Source organism: Thiomonas bhubaneswarensis, assembly GCF_001418255.1.
Taxonomy (GTDB): Bacteria; Pseudomonadota; Gammaproteobacteria; order Burkholderiales; family Burkholderiaceae_C; genus Thiomonas; species Thiomonas bhubaneswarensis.
The window spans coordinates 58571-77620 of sequence record NZ_LIPV01000007.1; the positions used below are offsets into that span (position 1 = coordinate 58571).

Annotated in this window: 15 protein-coding genes; 2 read left to right on the forward strand and 13 right to left on the reverse strand. The window is 65.2% G+C overall.

The window, feature by feature from the left end; translation table 11 throughout:
* Positions 1-36: 36 nt before the first annotated feature.
* From ASC45_RS10370 to ASC45_RS10425, 12 genes are all read right to left on the reverse strand, one after another.
* The gene (locus ASC45_RS10370) at positions 37-981 is read right to left on the reverse strand and encodes a spherulation-specific family 4 protein (RefSeq protein ID WP_245610026.1); all 945 of its coding nucleotides are present in this window, start codon (positions 979-981) and stop codon (positions 37-39) included.
* The gene (locus ASC45_RS10375; RefSeq protein ID WP_055450968.1) at positions 909-1844 is read right to left on the reverse strand and encodes a DMT family transporter; all 936 of its coding nucleotides are present in this window, start codon (positions 1842-1844) and stop codon (positions 909-911) included. Before ASC45_RS10375 ends, ASC45_RS10370 begins: the two co-directional genes overlap by 73 nt.
* A gap of 27 nt (positions 1845-1871) precedes the next feature.
* Positions 1872-3698, reverse strand: coding sequence for a translational GTPase TypA (gene typA / locus ASC45_RS10380; protein ID WP_055450969.1), 1827 nt, complete (start codon positions 3696-3698; stop codon positions 1872-1874).
* Entirely contained in the window at positions 3695-4723 is a 1029-nt protein-coding gene (gene truB, locus ASC45_RS10385; RefSeq protein WP_055450970.1) for a tRNA pseudouridine(55) synthase TruB, read from the reverse strand. The genes typA and truB overlap by 4 nt, the downstream gene beginning before the upstream one ends.
* A gap of 31 nt (positions 4724-4754) precedes the next feature.
* Positions 4755-5117, reverse strand: coding sequence for a 30S ribosome-binding factor RbfA (rbfA, locus tag ASC45_RS10390; RefSeq protein WP_055450971.1), 363 nt, complete (start codon positions 5115-5117; stop codon positions 4755-4757).
* 21 nt (positions 5118-5138) lie between these two features.
* Positions 5139-8030: a translation initiation factor IF-2 gene (gene infB, locus ASC45_RS10395; RefSeq protein ID WP_055450972.1), complete on the reverse strand. Its 2892-nt coding sequence runs from the start codon at positions 8028-8030 to the stop codon at positions 5139-5141.
* A 61-nt stretch (positions 8031-8091) separates the two neighbouring features.
* Positions 8092-9570 carry a transcription termination factor NusA gene (gene nusA, locus ASC45_RS10400; protein WP_055450973.1) on the reverse strand — a complete coding sequence of 493 codons (1479 nt, stop codon included), beginning with the start codon at positions 9568-9570 and terminating at the stop codon, positions 8092-8094.
* Positions 9567-10139, reverse strand: a complete 573-nt coding sequence (gene rimP, locus ASC45_RS10405; protein ID WP_055450974.1) for a ribosome maturation factor RimP — start codon at positions 10137-10139, stop codon at positions 9567-9569. Before rimP ends, nusA begins: the two co-directional genes overlap by 4 nt.
* Before the next feature lie 387 nt (positions 10140-10526).
* Positions 10527-12137 (reverse strand): ABC transporter ATP-binding protein, encoded by a 1611-nt coding sequence (locus ASC45_RS10410; RefSeq protein WP_055451093.1) that lies wholly within the window; start codon positions 12135-12137, stop codon positions 10527-10529.
* A 5-nt stretch (positions 12138-12142) separates the two neighbouring features.
* Positions 12143-13207 carry an ABC transporter permease gene (locus ASC45_RS10415; RefSeq protein WP_055450975.1) on the reverse strand — a complete coding sequence of 355 codons (1065 nt, stop codon included), beginning with the start codon at positions 13205-13207 and terminating at the stop codon, positions 12143-12145.
* A complete protein-coding gene (locus ASC45_RS10420) occupies positions 13204-14262 on the reverse strand; it encodes a microcin C ABC transporter permease YejB (protein WP_055450976.1) in 1059 nt (352 codons plus the stop codon). Before ASC45_RS10420 ends, ASC45_RS10415 begins: the two co-directional genes overlap by 4 nt.
* 112 nt (positions 14263-14374) lie before the next feature.
* Entirely contained in the window at positions 14375-16210 is a 1836-nt protein-coding gene (locus tag ASC45_RS10425; protein WP_072243037.1) for an extracellular solute-binding protein, read from the reverse strand.
* A gap of 65 nt (positions 16211-16275) precedes the next feature.
* On the opposite strand from ASC45_RS10425, the gene fabI reads away from it, so the two are divergent.
* Complete coding sequence (gene fabI / locus ASC45_RS10430; protein ID WP_055450977.1) at positions 16276-17088, forward strand: enoyl-ACP reductase FabI; 813 nt, start codon at positions 16276-16278, stop codon at positions 17086-17088.
* A gap of 32 nt (positions 17089-17120) precedes the next feature.
* The gene (locus ASC45_RS10435; RefSeq protein ID WP_055450978.1) at positions 17121-17960 is read left to right on the forward strand and encodes a hypothetical protein; all 840 of its coding nucleotides are present in this window, start codon (positions 17121-17123) and stop codon (positions 17958-17960) included.
* 114 nt (positions 17961-18074) lie between these two features.
* Here the strand turns inward: ASC45_RS10435 and ppk2 are convergent, their stop codons facing one another.
* On the reverse strand, positions 18075-19004 hold the full coding sequence (gene ppk2 / locus ASC45_RS10440) for a polyphosphate kinase 2 (protein ID WP_055450979.1): 930 nt from the start codon (positions 19002-19004) through the stop codon (positions 18075-18077).
* Between the last annotated feature and the right edge of the window lie 46 nt (positions 19005-19050).

Consider the following 19050-nt stretch of genomic DNA (forward strand, 5'->3'; position numbering starts at 1 on the left):
TGCCTCGGATCTATCCAAGAGCGGACTGCAATGGCTTCAGTTCGTCCCTTGATTCAATTGATGGAGGGTCTGGATCATGGCAGAGTATTGCGTGCTCAGCGTAGCCCACGGATCGTTGCCAGCACCCTGATCCGTCAGATCGACATAGCCGATACCCCTCTGGTACAGACTCGACAACATGCTGGTCTGAAGCTGCGGCAGTTCACTGAGTCCCAAAGCCAGATAGGCGAATCGCGTGGTGGGATAGCTGCTCAGGCTGGTGGGCACGGCGGCAAGGTTCAGATCGGCACTTTCGTGCATGACGGTGATGTCGGCCGAGTCGGCAAGGGTGCTGTCGGGATAGGTGCCCGGGTTGATGGCGACCAGAGCAGCCTTGCCGCTGGAAGGCTTGATGTCTGCGCGCACGGTGGCAGCTGCCTGGGCGTAATAGCTTGCCTTGCTCGCCTGAGTCGACACCTCGTCGAAGAACACGCCGTCGACGTCGTAACACTGCGCATAGGTCTGCACGTCCACGGCAACCAGGGCTGGATCGCGATTGCCGTAAAGAGTGTGGACATAACCCAGCACGGTCACGCCGGCCGCCCGCAGCTTGCCGATGCCCTGTTCGAACGCCGCCAACGTCGCCGAAGGCGGCGAGGTGCAGGCGACCGGCCCGTTGCTCGGGTTGATGATGGCCACCGTGGGCACCAGGGCCGCACCGGCGGCGACCTGCGTCCATGCCGGGTTGTCCTCGGTCGTGTACGAAGCGCCACTGCCGCTCGATACCAGCGGATACCCATACAGCGGCACCAGCACACCCATGGGCGTGCTGCGCGCAGCCACCTGCGGAGCGGCCTGCGGGGTCTGCGCGTCGGGCGCAGCAACCGTCGCTGTCGATCCCCCGCCACAACCCGCCAGCAACAGTGCGGTCAGAGCGACCGCCCCTCCCCATCGGCATAACCGTCCATACATGCGCGTGCCCCCCATTTGATCTTTTGCCAACCCCACCACTCGTTGCCGACGAGCGCCAGCAATATCAGCCCGCCGCCGATCAAGGTACCCAGCGCCGGTTGCTCTGCGGCACCGACCCAGGCCCACAGAATACCGAATACGACCTCGAGCAAACCCAGCAGCCCCACTTCAGCCGGCGCCAGACGCTGCGCGGCCCAGACCGCCAGCAGACCGGGAATCGCCAGCTGAAAAACGCCCAGGAAGGCGAGCCAGATCGCATCATGCAGATCCACCGTGACAGGCCATGCCGGAAACGCCACCGCCGCCAACGAGAACAAGGCCCCGAGCATGACCGCCGCCTGCATCGGCACGGCGACACCCGCGCGACGCAGGCTGACCCAGTTGGCTGCTGCACTGAACGGCACGGCCAAGGCCACCAGCATGCCGAGCAACTGCGTCGATCCATTCGCATGATGCAGGTTCTGCCAGGCGATCCACCCCATGCCGATGAGGGCGAGCATGATGGCCAGCCAGGTACGCGCCGGCAGGGCGTGACGCAGTATCAGCCAGCCCAGCAAGGCGGCAATCAAGGGACTGAGACTGTCGGCAATCAGCGTCTGTGCCACGGTGGTGAGCGTGAGAGCCACCATGAAGGCGGTGAACATCACCGCCCAGAACACGGCCGAGAGCCACAACAGCGGAGAGGCGTTGCGCACATCGCGCGCCAGACCACGCGGCCCCTGACGCCAGAGCAGCCACACAAGCACGCCCAGCGCCGCAAAGCCGCTGCGCCAGAACACCAGATCGAGTCCGTCCTGATGATGGAGATGGCGTGTGACCACGCCCGCCACGCTCCAGAGCAGCGTGGCGCCGACCATGGCGAGCACGGCACGCGCATGAGGCTGGGTCGCCATGATCCGCACGCCGGGCTGTGAACGAGCTCAGGCCGAGCGGCCGGCGCGCTTGCGCTCGTTTTCGGTCAGGTAGCGCTTGCGCAGGCGCACGCTCTTGGGGGTGATTTCGACCAGCTCGTCGTCCTCGATGAACTCCACGCCATACTCCAGCGTCAGGTCGATGGGCGGGGTGATCTTGATGGCGTCTTCCTTGCCCGAGACGCGGAAGTTGGTGAGCTGCTTGGTGCGGGTCGCGTTGACCACCAGGTCGTTGTCGCGGCTGTGAATGCCCACGATCATGCCCTCGTACACAGGGTCGCCCGCCTTGACGAACATGCGCCCGCGGTCGTCGAGCTTGCCCAGCGCGTAGGTGAAGATCTCGCCGTCGTCCATGGAGATGAGCACGCCGTTCTTGCGTCCGGCAATCTCGCCCTTGTGCGGCTCGTAGCCGTCGAAGATGTTGGAGATCAGGCCCGAGCCGCGCGTCAGGTTGAGAAATTCGTTGGTGAAACCGATGAGCCCGCGCGCCGGAATGCGGTATTCGAGACGCACGCGACCGCGACCGTCCGGCTCCATATTGACCAGTTCGCCCTTGCGCTCGCCCAGCGCCTGCATCACCCCGCCCTGATGGCCCTCTTCGATGTCAGCCGTCACCAGCTCGATGGGCTCATGGCGCACGCCGTCCACGTCCTTGAACACCACGCGCGGCTTGGACACGGCCAGCTCATAGCCTTCGCGGCGCATGTTTTCCAGCAGGATGGTCAGGTGCAGTTCGCCACGGCCCGACACTTCGAACACACCGTCCTCGTCGGTTTCCTTCACCCGCAGAGCTACGTTGGACTGCAGTTCCTTCTGCAGTCGATCCCAGATCTGGCGGCTGGTGACGAACTTGCCTTCACGGCCGGCCAGCGGGCTGGTGTTGACGCAGAAGTTCATGGTCAGCGTCGGCTCGTCCACCTTGAGCATGGGCAGCGGCGCCGGGTCGAGCGGGTCGGTCACGGTCACGCCGATGCCGATTTCCGCAATGCCGTTGATCAGCACGATGTCACCGGGACCGGCCTCGGTCACCTGCACACGATCGAGCCCCTGGAAGGTCAGCACCTGATTGATGCGACCCTTGAACGACTTGCCCTCGGGGCCTTCCATCACCAGCACGTCCATGACCGGCTTGATCGTGCCGGCGTTGATGCGCCCCACGCCAATGCGGCCGACGAAGTTGTTGTAGTCGAGCGCGGAGATCTGCAGTTGCAGCGGCGCGGCCGGATCGCCGCTGTGCGGGGGCACGTGCTTGAGGATGGTGTTGAAGAGCGCCGACATGTCCGGTCCCCACTGCTGCCCCGGCTCGCCCTCTTCCAGCGACGTCCAGCCGTTGATGCCCGAGGCATAGACCACCGGGAAGTCGAGCTGTTCGTCGGTCGCGCCGAGCTTGTCGAACAGGTCGAAAGCGGCGTTGACCACCGCATCGGGCTTGGCACCCGGCTTGTCCACCTTGTTCACCACGACGATGGGCTTGAGACCCAGGGCCAGCGCCTTCTTGGTGACGAAGCGGGTCTGCGGCATCGGGCCCTCCTGCGCGTCGATCAGCAGCACCACGCCGTCGACCATGCTCAGAGCGCGCTCGACCTCACCACCGAAGTCGGCGTGGCCGGGGGTATCGACGATGTTGATGTGCGTGCCTTGCCAGCTCACCGCGCAGTTCTTCGCCAGAATGGTGATGCCGCGCTCGCGTTCGATGGCGTTGTTGTCCATCACCGTGTCCACGACTTTTTCATGTTCGGCGAAGGTGCCCGACTGGCGCAGCAGTTGGTCCACCATGGTGGTCTTGCCATGGTCGACGTGGGCGATGATGGCGATGTTGCGGATGGATTTGCTCATGGCGTTGCGTCCTGAAGGGGAGATTCGTTTTGAAAGGATGAAATGGGGGCAGGTGTAGCGGATTTTTGCGACAGAACGGCTGCGTCTGGAGCGAGCTCATCGGCGCACAGCAGACGACGCGGCGCCAACGCGCCAGACTCCAGCGCACCGATGCCCAGCAGCACAGCCGCCTGCCCGACCGCCAGGGGGCCGTAGATGCGCACGTCCTCGCCGGGCTTGATCAGTCCGCCCGGCTGCAGGCCGCTCAGGCGGGCGCCGTGCAGGAAGCGCTGCGTCTGCGCAGCATCGAGATCCAGCCTGGGTGCGGCCTGAAGCAACACATCGGTCGGCAGCAGCTGGCGGCGCAAGGCAGCCTGATCCAGAGCCTCGGCCGCCTCGAGCGCCAGGGCCTGTGTCAGCTCGAATGAGCCACTTGCCGTGCGGGTGAGCGCAGCCAGATGGGCACCACAGCCCAGGGCCTCGCCGATGTCGCGCGCAAGGGCGCGAATGTAGGTGCCCTTGCCGCAGTGCACGGCCAGCGTCAGCCGCTCATCCACCAGAGACAGCACCTCGATGGCGTGAATGTGAACGGTGCGCGCGGCGACCTCGATCGCCTCGCCGGCGCGAGCATAGGCATAAAGCGGTCGGCCGTCACGCTTGAGCGCACTGTAGACGGGCGGCGTCTGAGAGATGGCGCCAAGAAAGCGCGGCAGCACGGCATCGACCTGCGCCCGGTCCACCCGCACTGCGCGGCGCTCGACGATCTCGCCCTCGGCATCATCGGTCGTGGTGCGGGCGCCGAGCTGCAGCACGGCGACATAGCGCTTGTCGGCTTCGAGGTGACGCTGGGCAAACTTGGTCGCGGCACCGAAGCACAGCATCAGCAGGCCATCGGCCAAAGGATCGAGCGTGCCGCCATGCCCTGCCTTGGCCGCGCGCAGGCGCCGACGCACGCGAAACAAGGCCTGCTGCGAGGTCAGCCCGCGAGGCTTGTTCAGCAGAAGCACGCCGTTGACCGCCTCCCAAGGCGCTTTCTGAACATTCATGGTGGTCGCAACCCGGGCGCGCTGCGCCGGGTCAGTCGTCTTTGGCCTGGTGCGACAAGGCCTGCTTGATGAGTCCGTCCATCTCGGCGGCCTTCTCAGTCGTCGGATCGAACAGAAAATGCAGCGTGGGCACGGTATGGATTTGCAGGCGTTTGAACAACAGGCTGTGCAGGTAACCGGCCTTGTCGCTCAGCAACTGACGCGCCGTCTCGGGCTCGGCCCCGATGACGCTGAAATACACCTTGGCATGGGCGTAATCCGGCGTGAGCTGCACATCGGTGAGGGTCACCAGCCCGAGCTTGGGGTTGCGCAGCTCGCGCTGGATCAGCTCGGCCAGATCGCGCTGGATCTGGTCGGCGATACGCTGGGTCCGGTTGGGCGTGGCGCGCTTCATTTCAGTCTGGCTGCGCCGCCCTTACAGGGTGCGTGCCACTTCCTTGATTTCGAAGACCTCGAGCTGATCGCCCTCTTGAATGTCCTGATAGTTCTTCAATGACAGACCGCATTCGAAGCCTTCCTTGACTTCGCGCGCATCGTCCTTGAAGCGCTTGAGCGAGTCGAGCTCTCCGGTGTGGATGACCACGTTGTTGCGCAGCAGGCGCACATGGGCCGAGCGGCGCACCAGGCCCGACAGCACCATGCAACCCGCGACCGCACCGACCTTCGGGATGCGGAACACCTGACGAATCTCGACCAGACCCAGCACCTCTTCCTTCTTTTCGGGCGTGAGCATGCCCGACATGGCCGCCTTGATCTCGTCGACCGCCTCGTAAATGATGTTGTAGTAGCGGATGTCGATGCCGTTGTTCTCGGCCAGCTTGCGCGCTCCGGCATCGGCGCGGGTGTTGAAGCCGATGATCACCGCATTGGAGGCGATGGCCAGGTTGACGTCGCTCTCGGAAATGCCGCCCACTGCCGCATGCACCACCTGCACCTTGATCTCGCTGGTCGAGAGCTTGGTGAGCGCGTGGATGAGCGCCTCCTGCGAGCCCTGCACGTCGGCCTTGATGATCAGCGGCAGGTTCTTGCTGTTCTCGTCCATCTGCTCGAACATGTTTTCGAGCTTGGCCGCCTGCTGACGCGCCAGCTTGACGTCGCGGTACTTGCCCTGACGGAACAGGGCGATTTCGCGTGCCTTGCGCTCGTCGAGCAGCACCATGATTTCCTCACCAGCGCTGGGCACCTCGGTCAGACCCTGAATTTCCACCGGAATCGACGGCCCTGCCTCGGTGACGGACTTGCCCACTTCATCGAGCATGGCGCGCACGCGGCCGTATGAAGCACCGGCCAACACCACGTCGCCGCGCTTGAGCGTGCCCGACTGCACCAGCACCGTAGCCACCGGGCCGCGGCCCTTGTCCAGACGCGATTCGATCACCAGTCCCTTGGCCGGCGCATCGACCGGCGCCTTCAGCTCCAGAACCTCGGCCTGCAGCAGAATCTGTTCGAGCAGATCGTCCACACCCTGCCCGGTCTTGGCCGACACGGGAACGAAAGGCGAATCGCCGCCGTACTCTTCAGGCACCACGCTTTCGGCGATCAGTTCCTGGCGGACGCGATCGGGGTTCGCGCCGGGCTTGTCGATCTTGTTCAGAGCCACGACGAGCGGCACCCCCGCCGCCTTGGCGTGGGCGATGGCTTCCTTGGTCTGCGGCATCACGCCGTCGTCAGCGGCCACCACCAGAATGACGATGTCGGTGGCCTTGGCACCGCGGGCGCGCATGGCCGTAAAGGCCTCGTGGCCCGGGGTGTCGAGGAAGGTGATGATGCCTCGCGGCGTTTCGACGTGATAGGCGCCGATGTGCTGCGTGATGCCGCCCGCCTCGCCCGCCGCCACCTTGGCGCGGCGGATGTAGTCGAGCAGCGAGGTCTTGCCGTGGTCGACGTGGCCCATGACCGTGACCACGGGCGCGCGCGGCAACAGCTCGGCGTCGGCATGCGCGCCGTCACCCTCTTCGGTGAGGAAGTTCTCGGGATCGTCGAGCTTGGCCGCAACGGCGGTGTGGCCCAGTTCCTCGACCACGATCATCGCCGTTTCCTGATCGAGCACCTGGTTGATGGTGACCATCTGACCGAGCTTCATCAGGCTCTTGATCACCTCGGCGGCCTTGACCGACATCTTGTGCGCCAGTTCGGCCACGGTAATGGTTTCAGGCACATGCACCTCGCGCACGATCATCTCGGCGGGTGCAGCGGGCGCCTGCGGTTCGGCATTGCGGTCGTTGCGGCCACCGCGGCGGCCCGCCGTGGTCTTCGGTCCGCGCCAGCCCCCGGGCGCCCCGGTCGGATTGCCGCGTGGCTTGATCGCTGCGCCTCGCTTCTTCGCCGCATCGTCGGCCCACGAAGAAGACAGTTTTTCGGACTTGACCTGTTTGTCGTCCTTCTTCGCCGAAGTCGGCGAGGTGGTCGCGCCTGCCGTCTTGGCGGCGCCGACCGCGGGCTTGTGTATCGTGCCCTTGATGGTGCCGCTCGCGGGTGAGGCCTCGGTTGTCTTGGCCGCTGGTTTCTCGGCGCGCAACACCGTGCGCGGACGCGCCATCATGTCGCGAATGGCGGCCGCTTCGGCCTCGGCGGCCTTGCGGCGCTTCTCGATCTGTTGCAGCTTAGCCGCCTCTTCCGCGTCCTGCTTCTTCTGGGCGGCGGCGCGCTCGGTCGCCGCGGCCTGTGCCTTCGAGGCCGCTTGCGCTGTCTGCTGCGCATCACTGTCGGACTCGGACTGCTCCGCTTGCGAAGTCACGGCAGCGGTCTGCGCCTTGGCAGCAGCTTCGCGGGCGGCCTGCGCCTCGCGCTCGGCCTGCTCGCGAGCTTCCAGCTCCTGGCGCTCCTGAGCGGCACGGCGCTCCTGCTCCGCTGCCCGTTGTGCGGCCAGTTCTTCGGCCTGCCGCGCCAGCAGATCGGCCTGACGCTGCGCCTCGGCCTCGCGCCGCTGCAGCTCCGCCTCGTCGATCACCGGCTCGCCGCTCTCAGTCGAGGCCTGCGCCTCGGCACCAGACACGAGGGCATCATCGCGCTTGACGAACACCCGCTTCTTGCGCACTTCCACGTGGATGGTGCGCGCCTTGCCGGTGGCATCCGCCTGCTTGATCTCGCTGGTCTGCTTGCGTGTCAGGGTGATTTTCTTGCGCTCGCCTGCCGCCGCGACGCCATGAGCCGCGCGCAGGTGTTCGAGCAGGCGTGCCTTGTCGGCTTCGCTGATGACATCGTCCGCAGCACGCGTCCCGACTCCCGCCTGTTGCAGTTGCTCCTGCAAGAGGTTCAAGGGTTTGCCGAGTTCTGCGGCGAGTTGTGCGACGGTATGACTGGCCATTGATGGTGTGTCCTAGTACGGCTTGAAACGTTTGAAGATGGGGCGCGAGTTCAACAAGGCCTCAGGCGTCGAACCAATGCGCGCGAGCCTTCAGGATGAGCGCGGCGGCCCTTTCATCGTCGGTGTGCAGAATGCCCGCGAGTTCGTCGGTGGCCAGATCGCCCAGATCGTCCAGGGTCAACACGCCCGCCTCTGCAAGCAATGCCAGATCTTCTGTGCTCAGACCCTCGAGCGATTTGAGCGCCTCATCGACTTCGTCGAGCTTCTGCTCGCGCGCGATTTCCTGCGTGAGCAGGGCGTTTCGGGCGCGCTCGCGAAGCTCGTTGACGGTGTCCTCGTCGAAAGCCTCGATTTCCAGCATTTCGTTGATCGGCACATAGGCCAGCTCTTCGAGGCTGGTGAACCCTTCAGCGATGAGAATGTCGGCCACCTCCTGATCGACGTCGAGCTTTTCGACGAACAGGCTGCGCATCTTCTCGATTTCCTGCGTATTGCGGGCGTCGGACTCTTCGGCGCTGAGAATGTTGATCTTCCAGCCCGTCAGTTCGGAGGCCAGACGCACGTTCTGACCGGTGCGCCCGATGGCCAGCGCCAGGTTTTCCTCGTCCACCGCCACATCCATGGCATGCTTTTCTTCATCCACCACGATGGACGAGACGTTCGCCGGTGCCAGCGCCCCGATCACGAACTGCGCCGGATCCTCCGACCACAGCACGATGTCCACGCGCTCGCCGCCGAGTTCGTTGGTCACCGCGGTGACGCGCGAACCACGGATGCCCACACAGGTGCCGATGGGATCGACACGACGGTCGTGCGACACCACGGCGATCTTGGCGCGCACGCCAGGCTCGCGCGCACACGACTTGATCTCCAGCAGCCCCTGTTCGATTTCGGGCACTTCCAGGCGGAACAGCTCGATCATGAACTCGGGCGCGGTGCGCGAGATTTCGATCTGCGGGCCACGTGCGGTGCGGTCTATCTTGGTGATCACCGCGCGCACACGGTCGCCCACGCGCAGGTTTTCCTTCGGGATCAGGTCGCCGCGGCGCAGGCGCGCATCGACCTTGCCCGATTCGACGATGACATCGCCCTTGTCGAGACGCTTGACCGTACCGTTGAAAATCTTGTCGTTGCGGGCGAGAAAGTCGTTGAGGATCTGTTCACGCTCGGCATCACGGATTTTCTGCAGAATGACCTGCTTGGCCGCCTGCGCACCAATACGGCCGAAGGCGATGCTCTCGATCGGTTCTTCGATGTAATCGCCCACTTCGATGTCGGGGATCTGCTCGCGCGCCTCGAACAGCAGAATCTCGCTGTCGGGCAATTGCAGCCCAGCCTCGTCGGGCACGACATGCCAGCGGCGGAAACTTTCGTATTCGCCAGTCTCGCGGTCGATCTGCACCCGCACGTCGGCCTCGCCTTCGTACAGGCGCTTGGTGGCCGACGCCAGCGCAGCCTCGACAGCGCCGAAGACGACTTCGCGATCGACATTCTTCTCACGCGCCAAGGCGTCCACCAGCATCAAAATCTCGCGACTCATTTTCGACCACTCCCAAAATCGACAACAGGCACCAGGCGCACATCGCGCACCTCGGCCAGACTGAAATTCATGACGGACACCGTGTCCTCGCCCTCGCCCACACCCTCGGCCGCCAAACCGGTAGCCTTGGCCGTCTGAGCCTTTTTCTTGCCAGCGCCCGGCTTGCGCTTCACCTCCGTCTCGGGGGGCGACAATGCAATGGAAAACCGGCCTTGCGCATCCTCTTCGCCGCGGGCGAGCAATACGCCACGGAATTTCTTGCGTCCCTGAAACGGCGCGCGCAGCACGACATCGATCTCAAGGCCCGCGAAACGCACGTAATCTTCCGGCCTGCGCAAGGGCCGATCCAGCCCGGGCGACGAAACCTCCAGCCGACCATAGTCGACATTTTCGACCTCGAACACATACTGCAACTGCCGCGTCACCCGCTCGCAGTCTTCCACGGTCACCGGCGCACCGTCGGCGTGGTCGATCGTCACGCGCAGCAAGCCCCGCGGCAGGTGTTCCACCTCCACGAGCTCCAGTCCCAGACTGGTGACTGCCGTTTCGATTGCCTGTGCTGCACTCATGTGTTTACCAAAGTCGCTCAAAAAACCTTCCTGCCTTGCCATTCCAGCGGCGTCCGGCAACACCGGGCGCAGCAAACAGCGCGAGCAAAAAAAAAGGGCGATGACGTCGCCCAGTTGTTGCTCTGTGCAGTGAGCAGGCCCTCGCGCTGCGCACTGCTTTGGTGCCTCACCGCTTACCCCAGCCGCTCTAACGGCCCTGGGCACGGCGCACGTCAAAATTCACATCATCTGCCGCGCCCTGACTCACCCGACATCGCCGTCGCTGCCCCGCAGTCGTTGATTTCACGGCTGTGACCAGCCCGCAACTGCTTTGCCATGCTTGTCTTGCGGCCAACAAAAAAGTGGATTATAGGGGAGCACGGCCATGCTTGGCAACCGCATGGCGCGTCAGCCCGCATCGTTGTTCAAGTCGGATGCGGCCAGCAGCGCCCGGGTGTAAGGCTGCTGCGGCGAGCTGAGAATGACCTCCGCCGGGCCTTCCTCCACCACCGCGCCGCGGTGCAGCACCACGACGCGATGCGCCAGGGCGCCGATCACCGCCAGATCGTGACTGATGAGCACATACGCCAGTCCATGCCGCCGTTGCAGCGCGCCGAGAAGGTCGAGCACCTGCTGCTGCACGGTCACGTCCAAGGCGCTGGTGGGCTCGTCGAGGATGAGGATTCTGGGCTCCAGAATCAGCGCGCGTGCCATGGCGATGCGCTGCCTTTGCCCCCCTGAAAAGGCATGGGGATAGCGGTCCAGTTCCTCCGCGGAGAGCGGCAGCCCCACTTCGGCTAGCGTTTGCTCGACGCGAGCGCGGCGCTGCTGGGCGCTCCACCCGGGCCGATGCACCTCCAGCCCCTCCTCGACGATCTGCGCCACGGTACGCCGCGGCGACAGACTGGAGAACGGATCCTGAAACACGATCTGCGCCTGGGCACGCAGCGCACGCAGCGCCGCTCCGGTCAGCCTGCCCGGATCGTGCCCGAGAAGGCTGACCTCGCCACCCTGTCGCGGCAGCAAACCCAGCATGGCCAGCGCCAGGGTCGATTTGCCGCTGCCCGACTCGCCGACCACGCCCAGGGTCTGTCCGGCCGGCAGTTCCAGTGCGATGTCGTGCAGCACGTCGTGCCAGCGCTTGCGCCAGAACCCGCCGCTCTGCGCAAACCGTATCTTCAGTCCCTTGGCCCGGAGACAGACTTCCGGGGGTTCTGCAGCCTGGGGCGGTGCGACCTGGCGCCGCGGCCTGCTGTTCAACAGCATCTGCGTGTAGGGGTGACGCGGCGCCGCAAAGACCTCGGCGACCGCGCCCGATTCGACCACCCTGCCCTTCTGCAGCACCGCCACCCGGTGCATGTAACGTCGCACCAGAGGCAGATCGTGAGTGATGAACAACAGCGCCATGCCGTACTCGGCCTGCAGCGCATCGAGCAGATCGAGAATCTGGCGCCGCACGGTCACATCCAGCGCCGTGGTCGGCTCGTCGGCCAGCAGCAGACGTGGCCGACAGGCCAGCGCCATGGCGATCATCGCCCGCTGCCGCTGACCGCCGGAGAGCTGATGCGGGTAATCGAAGGCCCGCCGCCCCGGCTGCTCCAGGCCCATCTGCGCCAGCAGATCGACCGCGCGGGCCCAGGCGGCGCGGCGCGGCAGGGCCTCGTGCAGTTCGAGCACCTCGGCGATCTGCCGCCCGACGGGGTGCAGCGGATTGAGCGCGGTCATCGGCTCCTGAAAGATCATGGCGATGTCCTTGCCGCGCAGAGCGCGCATGGCGCGCTCGCTCAGGCTGCTCAGCTCGCGGCCATCGAAGCGCACACTGCCCGACTGCTGGGCACCGGCCAGCAGTCGCAGCACCGCCAGTGCCGAGACGGTCTTGCCCGACCCGGATTCGCCGACGAGGGCGACCTTTTCCCCTGCGGCGACATCCAGATCGAGGTCGTGCACCACCGTGCGGGTGCCGAACCGCACCTGCAGACCACGCACGCTGAGAAGGGGCGTTGACGCCGCGTCGTTCATCTTCATCACGAACCGGTGTGACGCGGGTCGAGCGCGTCGCGCAGCGCCTCGCCGATGAAGGTGAGCAGCAGCAGGATGGTGACCAGCGCCCCGAACGCGGCGGCGGAAATCCACCAGGCATCGAGGTTGGCCTTGCCCTGCGCCAGCAGTTCGCCCAGGCTGGGCGTGGGCGGCGGCACACCGAGTCCGAGAAAATCCAGACTGGTCAGCGCCAACAGGGCGCCGCTCATGCGAAACGGCAGGAAGGTCACCACCGGCGTGAGGCTGTTGGGCAGGATGTGACGCCACATGATCCGCCCATGCGACAGGCCCAGCGCCTGCGCCGCACGCACGTAGTCCATCTGGCGGTTGCGCAGAAACTCGGCGCGCACATAGTCGGCCAGTCCCATCCAGCCGAACAACGACAGCAAGATGAGCAGCAAGGCCAGCCCCGGGGCGAACACGGCGGAAAAGATGATCAGCAGATACAGCTCGGGCATAGCCCCCCAGACCTCCATCACCCTCTGCACCGACAGGTCGATGCGCCCGCCGAAATAGCCCTGAATTGCGCCGATGAGCATGCCCAGCACCGTGCCAGTGACGGTGAGCGCCAGGGCGAACAGCACCGACAGCCGAAACCCGTAGATCAGCCGCGCCAAGACATCGCGCCCGCGATCGTCCGTGCCCAGCCAGTGCCGTGCCGAGGGCGAGGAAGGAAACGGCCGCTGCGCGTAATAGTCGATGGTGGTCGCGCTGTAGGGGATGAGGGGATAGATCGCGAAGTTGCCGGGCGCCGACAGGCGGGCGCGGATGTAGGGGTCGAGGTAGTCCGTCGGGGTGTGGAAATCACCGCCGAAGGTTGTTTCCGGATAGTCGTGCAGCAAGGGCAGGTAGAACCGTCCTTCGTAGCGCACCAGCAGCGGTCGATCGTTGCAAAGCACCGGGGCGAGCAGGCTCAGACCGAACAGCAAGATGAACAGCCAGAGGCTCCAGCGGCCGAGACGGTGGGCGCGAAAACGGCGCCACCCCTGCGCCAGAAAGGGATGGCGGGATGCGCGGGGCTCGTCAGCCGGGGCGGAAACCGCGCTCATCGCAACGCTCCGAACTGAATGCGCGGATCGACCCAGACGTAGCTCAGATCGGCAATCAGCTTGGTGAACAGGCCGATGAGGGTAAACAGATACAGCGAGCCCATCACCACCGGATAGTCGCGGCGCATCACGGCTTCGTAGGAAAGCAGGCCCAGCCCGGGAAGCGAAAACAGGGTCTCGATCAGCAGCGAGCTGGCGAAGAACGCGCCGATGAAGGCCGCCGGAAAACCGGTCACCAGCGGCACTAGCGCATTGCGCAGCACATGCCGCCACAACACCGTCCGCTCGCTCAAGCCCTTGGCCCTGGCGGTCAGCACATACTGCTTGCGGATTTCTTCGAGAAAGGCGTTCTTGGTCAGCATGGTGATGACCGCGAAGCTTCCCGCGGTGGACGCGACCACCGGCAGGGTGATGTGCCACAGGTAGTCGGTGATCTTGTGCCACAGGCTCAGTTGCGCCCAGTCGTCCGACACCAGCCCACGCAGCGGAAACCATTGCAGCCAAGTGCCCCCGGCAAACAGCACCAGCAACAGCACGCCCAGCACGAAGCCCGGTATGGCATAGCCGACGAGCACGACGATGCTGGTGGACACATCGAAGCGGCTGCCATGCCGCACCGCCTTGGCAATGCCCAGCGGTATGGAAATGAGATAGGTCAGCAGAAAATTCCACAGCCCCAATGAGATGGACACCGGCAGGCGCTCCTTGATCAGCGTCCACACCGCCTCGTGGTGGTAGTAGCTGCGCCCTAGATCGAAGTGCGCGAACTGCCACAGCATGTCGAGGTAGCGCTGCAGCGGCGGCTTGTCGAAGCCGTAGAGCTGTCGCAACTCGGCCAGCTGCTTGGGCGAAATGCCCTGCGCGCCGCGGTAGATGCCCTGGGCGGCAGCGGCCTCGCCAGCGCCGCCGCCGTCCTTGCCGCGCAGTTGCGACACCATCTGCTCCACCGGCCCGCCCGGCACGAACTGCACCACGATGAAGGTGATGGTCAGCACCCCCAGCAGCGTGGGAATCATCAACAACATCCGTTTGAGGATGTAGGCCCAGAGATTCATACGCACTCCCTTGTCGCCTCGCGCACGGCGAACCACCCCGCCGCCGGGCCGCCCCAAGGCGGGGTGAGCCCCCTCGGGGGGCAGCGCAGACGAAGTCGAAGCGTGGGGGTCTTCATACCCTCCACCAGCATTGCACCGCCCAGCCCTCGGGCTGGTAGTAGAGCGGCAGGGTCTTGGCCCAGGCGAACTTGTGCGCGGCAATCGCCACGCGGAAGGTGTCGCTGTACCACTGCGGCACCGAATACCAGCCGCACACCAGCACGCGGTCGAGCGCGCGGCAGGCGGTCTGCAGCGCGTGCATGGTGTTGGCGGCGACGACTTTTTCGATCAGCGCGTCCACAGCCTTGTCGCGCAGCCCCCAGACGTTGTCCGAACCCTGGATGTCTGCGGCGCGCGAGCCGAATCGGTCGAACAACTCGTTGCCGGGGCTGGTGCTGCCGCCATAGCGGATGGTGGTCATGTCGAAATCGAAACTGTCCATGCGCTGCTGATACAGGGCGAAATCGACCTGGCGGTAGTTAAGGGTGATGCCCAGCCGTTGCAGCGCCTGAGCATAGACCGAGATGATGCGCGACATCGCCCCCTGCGTGTCCAGATAGTCGATGACCAGCGCCTCACCCCTGGCGTTGCGCAAGGCGCCATCACGCCAGTGCCAACCGGCCTGCTCCAGCAGGCTGCGGGCCTCCAGCAGATTGCCGCGCAGCGAGTGGGGCGGGTCGGTGCTGGGCATGCGCGGCAGGGTGCCAAACACGCAGGGCCGCAATTGTGCGCGCAGCGGCTCGAGCAGCGCCAGTTCCGCGGCGTCCGGCTTGCCATGTGCCTCGAACGGCGAATTGGCGAAGTAGCCTTCGATGCGCTTGTAGGCGCCGTAGAACAGCATGCGGTTGAGCCATTGAAAGTCGAGCGCCAGCGCCAGCGCCTGCCGCACCCGCACATCCTGAAACTGCGGCCTGCGCAGATTGACCACGAAGCCCTGAAACCCGGCGGGATTGTGGTTGGGCAATTCCAGTTTGATGAGCGCTCCGCTGTCGAAACCGGGGCCGCGATATTGCCGCGCCCAGTTGCGGGCGATGAACTCCTGCAACAGGTCGTACTCACCCGCCTTGAACGCCTCCAGCCGCGCCGTGCCGTCGAGGTAGAGCTTGTAGCCGACCTCGGCAAAGTTGAACTGCCCGCGGCGCACCGGCAGGTTCCAGCCCCAGTAGTCGGGGCGTCGGGCGTAGGTGATGTCGCGCTGCTGCGCGGTTTGGGCGATGCGGTAGGGGCCGCTGGCGATGGGCGCGTCGATCACCTCGCTGAACTTGCGACCCGCCGCCCATTTGGGCGAGAACACCGGCAGCCCGGCGAGCAGGATGGGCAGCTCGTGGTTGCGTCGCTTGAAGACAAACTGCACATGGCGCGGGTCAAGCACGGCGACCCTGGCCACATCGGCGTAGATGCTCGCGAACTGCGGCGCGGCCTCCGCGCTGATGAGGGTGTTAAAGCTGTAGGCCACGTCGTGCGCGGTGACCGCGTCGCCGTTGGAAAACCGCGCCTGCGGATTCATGCGGAACTGCACCGACAGGCCGTTGTCGGCCGCGGCAATGTCTTCGGCCAGCAGACCGTACACGGTGTTGGGCTCGTCCCAGCTCGGGGTCATCAGGCTTTCGAACACCAGGGTGTTCAGCCCCGGCGCGGCATTGCCTTTGAGGGTGAAGGGATTGAACTTGTCGAAACTGCCACCGACCGTGGGCGGGGTAAGCACGATGTGCCCGCCCACCGGCGCGGCCGGATCGACATAGTCGAAATGGGTGAAGTCCGGCGGGTATTTGGGCTGGTCGTACAGCGCGTAGGCGCCACGCAACGTCTGCGCCGCCCAGGCCGACGGCAGCGCCAGCAATCCCAAAGGCAGGGTCTGCAGCAGACGGCGGCGCGCGGGCGACAACGGGCGGGACAGGGCATGGGCCATGCGAGAATTCTGCACGACTTGCCGCCGCCCGGCGGCAAACCCCTGCAATCCGAGATCACTGCACCATGGCATTCCTTCAAGGCAAACGCATCCTCATCACCGGCCTGCTGTCCAACCGCTCCATCGCCTACGGCATCGCCCAGGCCTGCTACCGCGAGGGCGCCGAGCTGGCGTTCACCTATGTGGGCGAGCGGTTCAAGCAGCGCATCACCGAATTCGCCGCCGAGTTCGGCAGCACCCTGGTGTTCGACTGCGATGTCAGCAGCGATGAGCAGATCGAAGCCACGTTCAAGGGCCTGGCCGCGCATTGGCCTCAGCTCGACGGCCTGGTGCACTCCATCGGCTTCGCCCCGCGCGAGGCGATCGCTGGCGACTTCATGGACGGCCTCTCCCGCGAAGGCTTCCGCATCGCCCACGACATTTCGGCCTATTCCTTCCCCGCGCTGGCCAAGGCCGCGTTGCCGCTGCTGACCAAGTCGGTCGAGGCGGGGAACATGCCCTCGCTCATCACCATGACCTATCTGGGCGCCGAGCGCGTGGTGCCCAACTACAACACCATGGGCGTGGCCAAGGCCGCCCTCGAAGCCACGGTGCGCTTCATGGCCGAGTCGCTGGGCCCGCGAGGCATGCGGGTCAACGGTGTGAGCGCCGGGCCGATCAAGACCCTGGCGGCCTCGGGCATTGCCGACTTCGGCAAGATGCTCAAATTCAACGAATCCAACGCCCCCTTGCGCCGCAATGTCGATACCGTGCAGGTCGGCAACGCCTCGGCCTTCCTGCTGTCCGATCTGGCCGCCGGCATCACCGCCGAGATCCTGCATGTCGATGCCGGCATGCACGCCGTGGTCGGCGGCATGGCCGCGCTGGGCGCGGACTGAAACTGGCAGACGGGGCAGCGAAAGGAGTTGCCATGACGGCCCCCTTCATGCGCCGCGGGCTCATCGCCCTGTCCGCTCTCGTGTTGACGGCCTGCGGCAACCGCTCCGCCTCGCCGTCCTCCATTGCGGGAGCGGCCGGGGTTCCCGGCTACCTCGCGGGCGCCACGGCCTATACGCTGCCGGCCAAGGCGTCGTTGGCAAAACCGCAAGCCGTGGCGGTCATGGCGCACGCCTACGCAGCCAACTCCGACGGCACCGATCTTCCGGTCTTGAGCACTCCGCCCGTCGCCATCCCTGCGCACGGCGCCCTTGTGCTGGTGCAGGTGTTGACCCAGTCGCCCGCAACACTCCAGTCGGTGCAGGACAACCAGGGCAATGTCTATTCGCCCATCGGCTCCATGCAGACCTACTCCGACCAGAAGGCCGGAACGGCGCTGTTCGTGGGCCGCGATGTGCGTGGCGGCGCCGGGCAGACATGGAGCCTGGTGAAGGCGCCGGGCCACGCCTCGGACGAGGCCAGCCTGTATGTCGTCGTCCTCAGCGGCGCCAGCGACATCGGCGCCTGGGGTTTCAGCAACAGTTCGCCCTATGGCCTGAGCACCCCGTTGCAAACCACGGCTGCGGGCAGCATCGTGGTGTCGTTCTGGGGCCCGGCCGACTACAGCAGCTCCGCGCGAGACCCCTACAACCCCTACTTCGCCCCGGCCGGCTGGACGCTCGGCGGGCAAAACGACAACGGCTACGACCAGTGCTCGGGCGCCTATGCCTGGGTCCGCACCACTGCCGCGCACGCCGTGCTCGACCCGGAGTGGTCGTCGAAAAAAAGCGTCAAGGCCAATGGATCGATGTGGCTAGTCGAAGTGCGCCGGTGAACGTTGCTGCCGCAGACCCTGCGCAGAACGGCGACAAGATGTAAAGCCATTGGCCTGTCGAGGCTTTCTGTTGGATGAGCTGCGGGCCTCACCCCCACGGGAGGCGGGCTGCGCTCAGTAATAACGCGGCACGTAGAGTTCAGCGGGAACCGGCTTGCGGTAGTACTCCGGGTTGTGTACCCGCTCGGGCAGCACCACCGGGTCGCGCTCGATCTCCTGATACGGGATCTGGCTGAGCAAGTGGCGGATGCAGTTGAGCCGCGCGCGCTTCTTGTCCACGCCCTCGACCACCCACCACGGGGCCTCGGGGATGTGGGTGCGGTCGAGCATGTCCTCCTTGGCCTTGGTGTATTGCTCCCAGCGCACGCGCGATTGCAGATCCATCGGCGAGAGCTTCCACTGTTTGAGCGGGTCGTGAATGCGCATCAAGAAGCGGCTGTGCTGTTCGTCATCAGTGATGGAGAACCAGTACTTCAGCAGGATCACGCCCGAGCGCACCAGCATTTTTTCGAACTCGGGCACGCTGCGGAAAAATTCTTCCAACTCGTCGTCGCTGCAGAAGCCCATCACCCGCTCCACGCCCGCGCGGTTGTACCAACTGCGGTCGAACAGCACCATTTCGCCGCCGGCCGGCAGGTGCTGCACATAGCGCTGGAAGTACCATTGCGAACGCTCGCGCTCGCTGGGCGCTGGCAGCGCAGCCACGCGGCACACCCGGGGATTCAGTCGCTGGGTGATGCGCTTGATCGCACCGCCCTTGCCTGCGGCATCGCGGCCCTCGAACAGCACCACGACCTTGAGCTTGCGCTCCATCACCCAGTCCTGCAACTTCACCAGCTCGCCCTGCAGCCGAAGCAACTCTTGGAAGTAAAAGCGGCGATCGACGTCCATGTCACGGGTCGCCGCATCGGTGGCCTCGCGGATGAGATCGTCCATGCGCGCATCGTCGATTTCCATCTCCAGCTCTTCGTCGATGCTGTCGATCATGTCGTCGTGCAAGCGGCGCTGTAGTGCGCCGCGATCCGAAGGGGTGCGCTCGGTCATGCTGGCCTCCGTGAAAAAATGATCACTCTACGCAACGAGCATGACA